Source organism: Streptomyces sp. NPDC058375 (assembly GCF_042723425.1).
Lineage (GTDB): Bacteria > Actinomycetota > Actinomycetes > Streptomycetales > Streptomycetaceae > Streptomyces > Streptomyces durocortorensis.
On record NZ_JBHXJG010000020.1, the window covers coordinates 35,066 to 47,816 of the forward strand.

Consider the following 12,751-nt stretch of genomic DNA (forward strand, 5'->3'; position numbering starts at 1 on the left):
TGACGGCCCGTCCCCTTCCCCAGTTCCCCCACAGCCAGGCGCTTTGCCACCCGCGCCCCGCGTGCACGAAACCGACGGTGCAGCGACACACGTATACGGGGACCCCGAAGTTGTCGCCCACCACATCGAGCAGGTGATCCTGGAGACTCGAAAGCGGGACCTGCTGGAGGGCGTGGAGCAGAACCGTGAGCGGTTGCGCGGCCAGCCGTTCGTACGGGGCCCGCACTGGGACCTGGTCTGGGAGCAGATCGTCAATGCTGTCACCGGCCGTCCTTGCCAGCCGGTCACCGTCATTGTGGCACCGCGTTCATGCGGCTCCACCACCTTCGCTCTGCGACTGCTGGCCGAGCACACTGCTGACGAAACCACCATCGTCCAGCTGGACGCGGACTGGGACACTCCCCGCCAGGGGCGCCTGCCTCTGGAGAGGGCGCACGCATACCAGCTCGATCTCAAGCATCCAGAGAACGACCAAGTCTCCGCCGACTTCCTGAACGCCCTGTCAAAACACGCCTCCCACCTGCGCGACTGCCGCTCCTACCTCGCGCTGACCGTCGCACAGGACCTGTGGAAGGATCACCGCCTCAGCGATCGTGACGGCATCCGAGTCGTTCACCTGCACGAGGCGCCCGATGCCCAGAGCATGGTCGAGGCGCACCTAACTGCCCACGGCTACGACCAACTCGTCACGTCACTTCGCTCCTTCTCCAAAACCACGACGCCCTTGCGGGGACTGACAGCAGTGGCCGCCGTGCGGGCCGCGCACACCGTCGTGATGGCCTGGAAGGAGCACAGCCGCACCAGCTCCCAGCAGTCGTTCGCGCAGGCCGAAGGCGAGGGTGAAACCGGGAGCACCCTCGAAGACCGCATCGTCGCAGCGTTGACCGACTGGCGCGGTGAACTTGACAGCCGATTTGGCGAGCTGAACAGCCTGCACGCGCACGACAACCCGTCACTCACCGTGGAAGACCGTTGCCTGCTCATGGCCTTGGCCGTGCAGCAGTCTGCGCCCATGCCCATCGTCGCGCGCAGTGCAGCCGCTCTGCTCTCAGCCATCGGAGACGCGCCCGGCGCCGCCGACACAGCACCAGGGTTGTCGCCGCCCCGCAGTGCTCTGGCAGGACGAGGAATGCGTCGGCGTATCCAGGACGTTGGGGGTCGAGTCGACCTACAGGACACAGTGGTCTTCGACCGGCCCGCCTACGGACGCGCGGTGCTGGAGTACGTCTGGGACAACTACGACGTCATGCGCAAACCCTTGCTGACCTGGCTTGTCGCGACAGCCCAGAGCGCAGATCCGGAAGACCATGCCGTCGCGGCGCTGGCCGAACTCACCGTGCGCCACGGAACGGTGGGCTATCTCACCGAGTTGGGTGAACTCGTCAGCAGCAGTCGGCCAGAGGTACTCGGTGCGGTCCTGGACAAGGCCGTGCGCAACGAACACGTCGGCCGCATGGCGTGGGCAGCGCTCTACGGGTGGGCGGAACAGAGGAGTTACGCGCCCGCCGTAATCGCGCTGTGTCAACGGATCCTGGAGGACTCCTCCGCCACCACGTCTCTGACCAAGCGGGCCATGGTGCGCCTGCGTCGCGTCGCGCACAAGAACGCCGACGTAGCGGGCCAAGTCCTGGCTGCCTACGACGATCTTGTCCACCACCCCACCGTGGCAAGGCAACTGGTCGCTGAGGTCCAGGGCTGGCAAAAGGGCAAGGTATCGTCGCGCGGCGGTGCAATGGCCTTCCTCGCGCTGATGACTGTCCGCCGTGACGGCACGCCGTGGCTCGTGTGCGCGCCTCCCTCGGACATCGACGTACAGCGAGCCCTCAACAACCTGCTCTCCTCACCGGACACCGCTGCCCAGGTCATTTCGCGGTTGACGGACTGGATTCGCTCGTGCGCCGGCGATCCCAGTGCCTACGCACAGTTGCGTAACCAGCTCCTGCCTGCGCTACGCGGCCACAACATGTTCGAGGCTGGCATGAAGCTCATGAACGAGCTGCGCGGCATCTCCACCGTTGAGGGCGTCAGTGTGGCTGACGACTTCTACAACCACCTCGTCGACAGCCGTCTGCACACGGTCTTTCCGCTTGAAGAGAGTCTTCCGTGAGGTGGCCATGGAGGCGTGCAGTCCGGAAGAGTACGTCTGTCCAGCCGCGTCTGCTGCCGAGTGCCTCGGACGACATCGCGTTCGAAGCCGTGTACACGATCACCTGGCGACCACTGTGGCGTATACCTCCCAATGTGGAGGAGACAGTACGCGCCGCCGTGCATGCCAGGGCCTCCGCGACAACGGCACGCCTGACGGCCTCGGACGTACCCGCTGCCCAAGACGCCGTCAACTCCGCCCTCGGCTGTATGCCCCACCGGGCCGCGAACTACTGCCTGTTGAACGTCTACGCGGCTCTCGGTCTGCCCAGCGCTGCGAAGGATCTACTGGCACAGCGGGCAGCGGACGAGCAACGCGTTCGCCGGCTGCGTTTCTTGAAGGACAACCTCTACGATCACCCGGACCTCGTCGTCCTGGACCAACTTGAGCACCACGCCCCCGGTGCCCTGACTGAAGAGCATGTGGCCGAACTCCAGCGCCTCGCTCGCCTGATCTACTCCTGCAACCGCTGGTGGTTCCCACTCCTGCAGCAATGGGAGCAGGTGGGCCAAGGGTTCACAGACATCGAAAAGCGACAGCAGGCAATGGTCGTGCTGTCCGACTCCCTCAAGGCGCTCAACGGCGGCAGCCGGCCCAGCAGCATTGGGCCGGTGGACATACCCGGGGCCGACACGACAACTCGAAGGGCACATCCATGAAGCTCGTCTTGTGGCGAGCGCTGTTGGCCCCAATGACCAGCCTCCGAGCCCTCCTCGCTCAACGGCGCAGCTCAACGCCCTTGTCCTACGACGCTGCCTGGCGTCGAGCCCGCCTAGACCGTTGTCCGGATGAAATGGTCTATCGACTCCACGGCCACCAAGCCTCCCACCCCTCCGATCAAGCGACCGGCGCTCAGGCACCCTACGGTCCACCCAAGAGCGACGAGCCCACCGACCGACGCCCGTAACTCGAGCGTCCCGGGAGCGGACAACTCCTTCGCCGTGTCGCAGATACCCCCAACCATTGGTTCGGAGTCCTGGCCCACGTCCTGCATAGGCGCTTCTTTGCCCCATCGTTCAAGGACGAAGCAAAGAAACGTCTATACGGCGATCGTCAGTGGAGCGTCCAGGCTCTCTCAGGCCCCGAGAACCGCCTTGTGAGCATCCGACTGTAGGCGGGCGTACCGCTTCGTGGTCTGGAAGCGAGGAGGGGCTGAACCTCGTAGAGCAAGACTCCTACTTGTCTAGGTGGGTATCGGACCGCTCGAAGGCGCAGTCGAACAGGCTTACATCACCCTCGGCCACGCCGTTCCGGTCCGTGGGGGCTCCATCCCTTGAGGTGTGGTTCGAGCTCCTCCGATGTGGGTTCACGTGTGCGGGGCATGCCGGGAAGTTCACTCAGAGGGTTTACCGACTTTACATATGCCCTTGCCCACTCCAGCCAGCGTCGGGCTGAGTCCAGTGCCGGCTCGTCCGCGGTGCCATCCAGTTCTTGGATACGACGTTCCAACGCCATGCAGTACGCGCTGAGGGCGGCCGCTTCCTGCCACCCCCTGGCCTCTTCACTCAGCACATGGGCAAGCTGTTCGCGAACAGCTTGTTGCTTCGCCACAGCCAAGGCCGCCTCCCAGCGAACCTCACGATCTGCCTTGGCCTGCTGTTCATCCTGTCGACGCTGAGTGTCATCGGCGGCTCGCGCTTCAATCTCCCCGAGGATCACACCGAGGGCTTCTTCAAGTGTCCGGCTCTTCCGATCCCGCCAGCAACCGTTCCTGTCTCCGAGACCATGGGCGAGCTCCAAGACGAGACGGGCAGAGCGCTCCGGATTCGTGGACTCTGGGAACTCCTGCCTAGCGGAAACGGTGTACGCGAAGCCGTCGACAGTGACGTCCACTCCGCCCTCGCGCGGGTGAAAAGCGGACCTCGCCTTCCGCACCTCGTACCCTCGGCGTACTGCCTCAGCCGCGAGCCCCTGCAGCAGCAGAAGCGCCCTGCGGCGCAACGCAGGCGGCATCGCCAGCCGACTCTCTTCGTCTTTGAGCTTCGCCACCACCGAATGTAGATTTCCCAGACGTGCGGGGACTGGTATTGGTTCCCCGGCTGCCTTCGACCGCTGGCTCCGCGCGTTGGGATGCGGGCCGTCAGCAAGGAACAGCTCCAGTCCCGGCCCACCGTAAGGGACCTTCTCGATACGTCGGCCCGCCGGCTCCATGCCGTGGCGCTTCGCGTAATTGACGACGCGCCGCCACTCCGCGACCTCGTCGTGATCCGGCTCAGCGATCCGCACGCGCCCCTCGGCGACGAGCCGCTCGATCAGTTCCTGCGCCTTCGCCCGCCTGGCACGCGCGACGGGACGCTCGCTATAGGGCGACCGAGGCTGCGCAAGCTTCGTCGGCTCACCGCCGTCAGCAACCACAGAGTCGTCGATCATCAGGAAGCAACGATCCCGCATCACAGCGGTCGAATGCCAGCCGCTTGACACAAGCGTCGAACGGTCCCGTCGACAGTGGACGGGGCGAAGGAAACTCATGCAGCGATGGTGAGCGGAGAATCCATGCGCTCCCAGGCGCCGAGCACGGCCTTGTGGGCGTCTGGCTGGAGATGGGCGTAGCGCTGGGTGGTCTGGAAGCTCTCGTGGCCGAGGAGGTGTTGGACCTCGTAGAGGGAGACGCCCTTCTGTACGAGCCAAGAGGCGCAGGTGTGGCGCATGGAGTGCGGCGGGTAGTGCGGGACGAGCTGCTGCTCGCCGTCATCGTCGAAGTAGTAGGCGCTGTCGACGGCCGGCCACCATGTCTGCCGTCGCCAGTTGCCGTCGTTGAGGAGGCGGCCGGCCCGGCCCTTGGTGAGGGTGGTGAACACCACTGCGTCACGGTCGAGTCGGTGGCTGTGGCGCTCCAGCGCCTCCAGGACGTGGGGCGGGAGCGGTACCTCGCGGCGGCTCTTGGAGCTCTTGGGGTACTCCTTGATGCCGCTCTTGGTGTTGACCTCGACGACGAACAGGCGGGAGCGACGCTGGTCGATGCGGTGGCGGTGCAGCCCGGAGAGCTCGCCCCATCGCAGCCCGGTGTAGAAGCCGACCAGGCACATTGTCCGCCACACGGTCGGGAGCTCGTCCAGCACGCTCTGCGCCTGGTCGAGCGTGAACCACTGCGGCGGCTTGACTGCGATCTGGGGCAGGTCGATGCTGCGGCAGGGGCTCACCGCGATGACGTCGTCGTCGACGGCCGCGCGCATGATGGAGGACGTCAGATTGTAGGCCCGCTTGATGGCCGCGGCCCCAGCACCCTTGTCAATCAGGGAGCGGATCCAACTCTGCACATCCATGCGGGTGATCGCCCGCATCTCCCAGTCGGCCCAGTAGGGCATGACGTGATTCTTGATGCTCGACCCGTCTCCCTGCAGCGTGTGGGGCTCGACGACGCGGGCGTCCCACCACCGGTCGTGCCAGTCGCGGAAGGACGTTTCACCAACCCGTGGGTCACGCAGTCCCCCACGGGCGAACTGGGTCTCCATCTCCAGTCCCCAGGCACGCGCCTGCGTCTTGAGGGGAAACGATTCGCTGAACCGGTCACCCAGCCGGTTACGAACCGTCGCCTGCCAGTTGCCCGTCTTCAACTTGCGTAGGTACAGCCCAACTCCTCATGTCAGTACGGAAGGACCCTCGCGGGCCGGGGTCAGCGGCGCGGAGTCGGTGCGGCGACGGCGCGGCTGGAGATGAACTCGTCGAGGCCGGCGGCGGGGACGCGGATTCGCGAGCGTCCCGTGCCGGTGCGCAGATCGACGACTGGAAGGTCACCTACGGCGATGAAGCGGTAGACGGTGCGGCGGTCGACGTCCAGAACGGCGGCGACGGCAGGGATGGACAGCAAGCGTGGAGGCATGGGTGAGTCCTTGGCGGGGAGCGTAAGGGGGTGCGGCGGCGAGGCGGCCGCCAAGCCAGTCCAGTCCGTGGTGAAGGCCGCAAGCCCTGTCAGGGCGGGGCGTAGCACGTCGCGGGGCGGCCGGGTTCCTGCGCACATGAGCCAGGCAGGAACGCTCTCGGCGGCGAACCGGAAGGCGTGGGAAAATGGGTCTCGGATGGCGGCGCTCCGCCGGTCTAGCGAAGCGCCGCCCGGTTCATCGGTCAGTCGGCTCTGGCAGGCGTGTCGCCCGAGCGAGGCGCTCCCCAATCGATCTCTGTCGCTTCGAGACGGAAGCAGTACGGGTAGCGAAGCGCCAGCCAGGCTGGGGCCACTCCAGCGAGCTCGGCCACCGTGGCGACATCGACGCCCAGCCTCAGCCATCGCACCAAGGAAGACTCCCGCAGGATGTCGACGGGCTCCCCCAACCGCCAGGGCAGCAGCTGGTCATGGGGCAGCACGGCCTCTTGCGCCTGCTCCCAGAGCCCCATGTATGCATCTACCGAGAGTCGCCCACCACGCGCGTCGGGGAACAACAGATCATCCTTCTGGAGACCGGCATCGTTGATCCACCCGCGCAGGAACATGGCGAACCCCGGTCGCAGCGGAACCAGTCGAGCCTGCCCTCGACAGCCAGCCGTCAGCTCACCAGAACCACCCGAACGATGGACAACATCGCGAACACGCAGGGATCGCACTTCACTCGGACGGAGTGCCCCCTCGGCCAGGGTGACCAGGAACGGGTACACCGAGCGACTGCCGCCCGCCTGCTGGCGTATCCAATCCAATAGCGAGAGAACTTGCCTCTCGGAAAGTATCCATTCCTCATCCAAAGCATCGACCAGCACAGCAGTGAACTCCTTGCGGGGATAGGGGATCTGTCGCACGCGGATCGCTCGACAACAACAATCGTCCACACAATCCCCGGTTTCGGTAACCGGGGATCCCGTGCTACAAAGGCAGGGGCCCGCCCATCAACCCGTGCGGGATTCGTCGTCGCTCCACGCCGACTACACGCATCGGCGGCTAACCCGCCTACACCTAGGTTCACTTAAAGCAGCCGCCCTAATCCAGTATGTTGGCGACCCAATACGTCTGCCGCCGGCGAACTACCCTTGGAAGTAGCGTTCGCTGCACAAAATTTACTAAACCGGGACACAATGGCACCTGGATGAATGAACAGAGCAGGCGCCTTCTAAGCGCCTGCTCTATTACGTGCTTTGCGTGGTCCGTTCATCTATGCCTCTAGCGACTATTCTTTGCCGCAGACGGACTGTCCTGACCAAACCCTGGCCCGTTTCCCGTTGTCGGGATCGCGCCTCTCGGCCTACCCAGGGGATACCAACACTCCTGCGAGTCCGTCTATGGCGCTTCGTACTCCGTGGGCATGTGGATCTCTCGGATGGCGCCCGGGTCTCGTGGTACCGGAACGGCCTGGGTACTGATGACCTGAGCACCCGTGCTCTGGGCTGCGTTTGCGAGATCTCGCAGGACATCGTCGACCACGGTGGTTCCGATGCCCTGCTGGTACGGGTTGTCCAGGAGCAGCAGGCCGGGGAACGCAGCTTCTTCGTCGAGGTCGGATGCCAGGAAGAGCGTGGCGTAGCTGTAGGCCAGGAAGAAGAGCACCTTCGGCTCTGCCCCAAGGGCTTGATCCCAGGGGCGGGTGCCTACGTAGAAGGTGAGGTCACTGTCGTTGATGGTGATGGTGCCCTTGACCCAGCCGCGCTCGCGGTAGCGGTGAAGAAATTCGTTCATGCGCTCGGCGAACAAGGCGCATCGTTCAACGGAGGTGAGCGTAGCTGTGGCGACGGCGGCAGGCTCTTGATCAATTGCGTCAACGGCTTGTTGTGCAACGGTGACGGCCTGGCTGGCCACAGCGCGGCGTTGGAGGATCTCCTCGATGGCGGGAAAGGCTGTCATCTTCTGTTCGAGCTGGGCAATCTGGGCAGCCAGGTTTTCGAGGGTGGCCATGAAGGGCGCCAGCTGCGCGGCGCGTTGTTCGTTGATGCGGTGCGCGAGCCGTGTCTGTTCCTCTTGAAGGTTCGCCCGGTGAGTGCGGGCCTCTTGCAGATCGGCAGCAGTGCGGGCGGTGACGTCGTGCAGGTCGGCGAGTTCCGACTTGAGCGACCGGATCTCCACGTGTGCCCGTCGGCGGCGCTGGTCGTCGTCAACCGGTTGGAAGCACAGATAGCAGGCGTCTTCGTCGTGATCTCGGTGTGGGTCGACCCGTTGTTCGCACGCCGGGCAGAGTCGTACGGGCAGGGCATCGAAGATCTCCACGGAAGCAACGAGGCGTTCCATGCGGGTCACCTCGGAGGTGACCGTCTGAGCCGAGTGGGCGTGTTCGCTGCCAAGTTGTTCGAGCGCGACTACCTCGTCGACCGCAAGTTGCAGCCGCTTGGATACGTCTTCGTAGACGCTCGTCAGAGAGGAGTCGTATCCGGCTGCCGTCTCGGTGGTAGACGTTCCCTGCAGGAGGCTGTTGATCTCTCGCGTCAGTTCGTGACGTCGTTGGCGAACCCCGTCGAGTTGGGAAGTGACCTCTTCTCGTGCGGTCGCTACCTGGTCGAGGGTGCGGGCGACGGGAATGCCGAGCCGTTCGGAGATGGCGGTAACGGCCTGCGAGGTGCTGTCCTGCACGTCCCGCTCCACTGCCTGAGCTACGGCAAGGCGCCGCTTGGCCTGGGCGACGGCGAAGTCCTTGTTGTCGTAGCGGGAGGGGGCGAAGCCGAGGAGCATGCTGACGACGCCGCGCCGGATAAATTCCTGCTCCTTGTTGGCGAAGCTCGTCCAGGACTCCTCGTTGCGGTAGATATGGCGCAGGAGGTTCCGGAAGGACAAGGGCGTCAGTTCACTGGCTGTGGCCGGGTGGAGGCCCTTGGGGATGCGCAGGTTGGGCCAGCCCAGTTCGCGCAGGATCCAGTCGGAGAAGTCAGCGTCGGTCATCCCGTCTCCGTCTACGTACACCTTGTTCATACGTCCGTGCTGGAGGAGACGGGTCAGGGTGCGGGGCTGGCCGTTGAGCCGGATCGCGGTGGAGACCTCTATGTACTCGTCGGAGACGGCTGCACCAAGAGCATCGATCATCCCGCCGCGGTCGCCGAAGCAGTAGTCGATGACCTTCAGCGTGGTGGTCTTGGAACTGTTGCGGGGCCCACTGAGGGTGTTCAGCATGCCGGTTCCGAAGGTGTACTCGTCGATCTCTGCGGTGTTGTGAACGAGCTTGACGGAGTCGATCCTGATCCCGCGGTCGGGGTGGGCGGTCACGGGCTTTGTCATGGCCGGATCTCCTGGCGGAAGGACGCGTTGCCGACCTCGTTGGGGAACAGGTCGTAGATCAGGTTCTTCAGGTCGGTGCCCGACATGGCGGCCAGATTTCCTCGCATGGCCTGACAGCGCCGGACCAGCGGCTGGAACTGCGGGGCCTCGGTGAGGCGTTGCGCGGTCCTCTTGCCGACGGCTTTGAGTTTCACTCGTTCGACCCGGTGGGTGGTGATGGTCACAAGGTCTCTAGAGACGAGGAAGGCGAGGAACTGCCGGTAGCGCTGATCCCAGGGCCCGTAGCGGTAGCGGATCATCGGCGCCTCGACCTCGGACGGATCGGGGGCGAGAAACGCGGTTTCGGCATCGACGGCTTCCGGCATCGCGGCGTGGGCCCGCTCCAGGAATCCTGGATAGCGCACGAAGAAATCAAGCTTGGCGAACTTCGTCCGTCCCTCAATGTAGGGGCCGGGCTCCTCGCCGCAGAGGTAGATCAGCAGCAGGAGCCGTGTTGCGTGGAAGTCAGGGGAGTCGTCCGGGTCCCAGGCGCGATACAGCGGGGGCACCACGCTGCTGCCGATCTTATGAGGCATCGGCGTACCTGTTTTGGCAGCGTGCCGTGATGTCGGAAAGCACTGCGTGGGCCTCGGCGAGGGTGAACTGCCGGCTGCTCACCCCGGGCAGCTCGCTCACCGCCACGAGCGTCTCGAAGTACGCCGCCGAGCCGGCGGCGAGACGTCCGGCGCGTCGTTTCGCCATCGCGAGCGTGCAGATGGCGTTGATCTGATCGGCCAGATCGTCGTACGCGCGGCGCCGGGTGCCGACACTGGCGCGGTACGTCCGACGGTAGGCGAGCATGGCATCGTGCTGAGCTTCCGCCTCGGGCTCCGGTATTTCAGCAGTCCGCAGCTTGAGCTTGAGCTTCATCAACAGTTCGGTGGAACCGTCTCGTCGCCGCCCGGTTGCTCTGCGCACGCTGTCGTCCAGGGCCGCGCCGAAATCGTCCACGGTAAAGGTTCTCGGTCGCAGCTCAAGGGCGCTGCGGGCTATGTATTTGGAGATCAGCCAGATCATGACCTCCTCGACTTCCCCGTACAGCGGTTTCTCGCCCAGACACGCTTCCACCAGTGGCGCCAGTCGCGCCATGGCCTCCGCCTCGACCTGGTCGATGGTGCGCGCCTCCACCAGGACGTCCAGGCGGTCAACACACCATCCGATGTCCCTGCCGTCAGGCAGCTGAACCCCTTGGAGCCTCTTGACGATGTCCGCGCGGGCGTCCGCGCTCACCGGGCCGCGAGGGCGGTCACGTTCCGCGACGAACGCATACAAGTCCCGCTGGGGCGTCTCGTTGACTATGAAGGTGAACCGTGTGCCGTCCGGCAACGGCTTACCCAGGAACAGCTTGCCCAGATAGCTGCTGTCTGCGGCCTTCTTCTCCTCCGGTTTGCAAACGTTGGCGATACTGTGCCGCGTCCCGGCTTCCTCGATCGTCTTGACCTGCCGGTATACGGGGGCGCCATCCCGATGACACAGGATGTCCTCCAGGTCCTCCCACGAGACCGCTGTCCACCTGCCTTCGAGCATGTCCAGGCAGTCCAGCAACGTGACGGCATCCTGGTAGGCGAACCCGCGCCTGCTCCGACGGCCGCCGTCAGCAGGCGCGAGAGCCACAGCCACCTCGCGCGCGCTGACGCACAGCACTGGACTCTCGATTTACGGCAAAATGGCCTGTTTGCACAGTTCCCCCATAAGCCACTCCGGAGTGTGTAGTAGATCACCGCACCACCCAGAAGAGCAACGGGCGTGCGGACCATCAACCGGCACGATCATGAAACAAGTAAAAGATCATTCGCGCAGGTCAGAGCCCGAACCCATCTCACCATTGCAGGTCAGCGCGCTGGCTGGTCTCTTCCGCGACATCTGATCTGCACGATCCGGCGGGCCCCGCATTGAGCGTCACCAGCCCTCGGCGTCACATCGTCGCTCGCAGCTTTGACGCCACCTGACCTGCCCAAGGCACACCTGACACCCCATCAGAACGAGCGTCAAATAGACACCTCGACTCTGCGCCGTTGGCGCACCGCCCGGCCGCCCCAAGGCCCGCCGTTCGTCGCCGTTTCGGAACGCGTCGTCATGTACAGCGCGGTCGACATTGAGGAATGGCTGCGTCGCCGCCGGACCGTCCCGCGCCGAGACGCATGATGGCCGAGAAAGCCGTGGTGCCGGTCGGTGTCCGGCTCACGACCGACATCGAGTACCGGCCTGATCGCCCCAACCCGTACCGAGCGCGGGTCCGCTGGTTCGACCCGGCTACGAAGCGGCGCCTGTCCCTGTCGGAAGGAAAGGCGGACGAGGACGAAGCGCAGGATTGGCTCCAGTCGATCATCGAAGCGGCTGAGTCAGGGCTGTCCCCGTCGCTGGCCACCATGAAGCTCGCCGAGTACGGCAATGCGAATATGGACCTCGCTTTGCGAGGGCTGGAGTTGAAGACTCTCGACCCCTATCTCGCCGGCTGGCGGATGCGCGTCGTGCCCGCATTGGGCCACATCGCGGTCCGGATGATCACCAACGGTGCTGTCGACCGCACCGTGCAGAACTGGATCGCCGACGAGCTCAGCCGCTCAACGGTCAAGAACACCATCGCCGTCCTGGTCCGCGTCATGGAGCAGGCGGTGCGCGACGGCATCATCAAGGTGAACCCCGCCCGGGTGACCGGCTGGCAGAAGCTCTACAAGCAGGCCGAGGACGAACTCCTCGACCCACGCGCGCTCGCCCTGCCCGACTGGGAAACACTCCTCGCACTGTCCGACGCGCTCGTGGCAGCCTCCCACGACGAGTACCGCGGCTGGGGAGACGTGGTCATCTTCGCCGCGTGCACCGCCGCACGGATCGGCAAGATCTCCGGCTGCCGCGTCGGAGACATCGACACCACCCAGTGGATCTGGACCGTTCGCCGTCAGACCACACCCGCCCCCGGCGGGCTGACCGACAAGGGCACCAAGGGCAAGCGGGCCCGCAAGGTTCCCATCGTCGAGGAGATCCGCCCCCTCGTCGCGCAACGCATCCTGTCCGCCGGCCTCAATCCGGACGCCCGCCTGTTCACAGGCCCACGAGGCGGACGCATCTCCACCGCCGTCCTGCGCGACGCCACACACTGGGACGACGTGGTCACCAAGCTCGGCTACGAGCATCTGCGCCGCCACGACCTCCGGCACACCGCGCTGACCTGGTTCGCCGACGCCGGGATCCCGGTACACGTCCTCCGCAGGATCGCCGGCCACGGTTCACTGACCACCACCCAGCGCTACCTTCACCCGGACGTCCACAAGATCACGGCCACCGGAGCGGCGCTCTCGGCCCACTTCAGCGCGCTGCGCGCACCACGCTCGCTACCGGGCCCCATCGTCATGACCCGCTGACCCGGTCAGGGACGCCGGACCTCCGGTTGGTCCCCAACTGGTCCCCAAAAATGATCAAGGGCCGGTATCGGATTGCTCCGATAC

The 12,751-nt window shown here is 65.1% G+C and carries 10 protein-coding genes; 3 read left to right on the forward strand and 7 right to left on the reverse strand.

Features of this window, described 5'->3' with window-relative positions:
* The first annotated feature begins 61 nt into the window (after positions 1 to 61).
* Positions 62 to 2,107 carry a hypothetical protein gene (locus ACFWM7_RS05855; RefSeq protein ID WP_383255517.1) on the forward strand — a complete coding sequence of 682 codons (2,046 nt, stop codon included), beginning with the start codon at positions 62 to 64 and terminating at the stop codon, positions 2,105 to 2,107.
* A 134-nt stretch (positions 2,108 to 2,241) separates the two neighbouring features.
* Complete coding sequence (locus ACFWM7_RS05860) at positions 2,242 to 2,805, forward strand: hypothetical protein (RefSeq protein WP_383255519.1); 564 nt, start codon at positions 2,242 to 2,244, stop codon at positions 2,803 to 2,805.
* A 571-nt stretch (positions 2,806 to 3,376) separates the two neighbouring features.
* Here the strand turns inward: ACFWM7_RS05860 and ACFWM7_RS05865 are convergent.
* The 7 genes from ACFWM7_RS05865 to ACFWM7_RS05895 all read right to left on the reverse strand — a co-directional run bounded on the left by ACFWM7_RS05865 (position 3,377) and on the right by ACFWM7_RS05895 (position 10,919).
* Positions 3,377 to 4,516 carry a hypothetical protein gene (locus tag ACFWM7_RS05865; RefSeq protein ID WP_383255521.1) on the reverse strand — a complete coding sequence of 380 codons (1,140 nt, stop codon included), beginning with the start codon at positions 4,514 to 4,516 and terminating at the stop codon, positions 3,377 to 3,379.
* Positions 4,517 to 4,611: 95 nt separating this feature from the next.
* Entirely contained in the window at positions 4,612 to 5,598 is a 987-nt protein-coding gene (locus ACFWM7_RS05870; RefSeq protein ID WP_383255535.1) for a tyrosine-type recombinase/integrase, read from the reverse strand.
* 161 nt (positions 5,599 to 5,759) lie between these two features.
* Positions 5,760 to 5,966, reverse strand: a complete 207-nt coding sequence (locus ACFWM7_RS05875) for a helix-turn-helix domain-containing protein (RefSeq protein ID WP_229318960.1) — start codon at positions 5,964 to 5,966, stop codon at positions 5,760 to 5,762.
* Between the two features lie 242 nt (positions 5,967 to 6,208).
* Positions 6,209 to 6,832, reverse strand: a complete 624-nt coding sequence (locus ACFWM7_RS05880; RefSeq protein WP_383255524.1) for a tyrosine-type recombinase/integrase — start codon at positions 6,830 to 6,832, stop codon at positions 6,209 to 6,211.
* A 514-nt stretch (positions 6,833 to 7,346) separates the two neighbouring features.
* Positions 7,347 to 9,266 (reverse strand): hypothetical protein, encoded by a 1,920-nt coding sequence (locus tag ACFWM7_RS05885; RefSeq protein ID WP_383255526.1) that lies wholly within the window; start codon positions 9,264 to 9,266, stop codon positions 7,347 to 7,349.
* The gene (locus tag ACFWM7_RS05890; RefSeq protein WP_383255529.1) at positions 9,263 to 9,841 is read right to left on the reverse strand and encodes a hypothetical protein; all 579 of its coding nucleotides are present in this window, start codon (positions 9,839 to 9,841) and stop codon (positions 9,263 to 9,265) included. The genes ACFWM7_RS05885 and ACFWM7_RS05890 overlap by 4 nt, the downstream gene beginning before the upstream one ends.
* On the reverse strand, positions 9,831 to 10,919 hold the full coding sequence (locus tag ACFWM7_RS05895; protein WP_383255531.1) for a dsDNA nuclease domain-containing protein: 1,089 nt from the start codon (positions 10,917 to 10,919) through the stop codon (positions 9,831 to 9,833). Before ACFWM7_RS05895 ends, ACFWM7_RS05890 begins: the two co-directional genes overlap by 11 nt.
* 530 nt (positions 10,920 to 11,449) lie before the next feature.
* On the opposite strand from ACFWM7_RS05895, the gene xerC reads away from it, so the two are divergent.
* A complete protein-coding gene (gene xerC, locus ACFWM7_RS05900; protein WP_383255538.1) occupies positions 11,450 to 12,667 on the forward strand; it encodes a tyrosine recombinase XerC in 1,218 nt (405 codons plus the stop codon).
* Positions 12,668 to 12,751 lie beyond the last annotated feature (84 nt).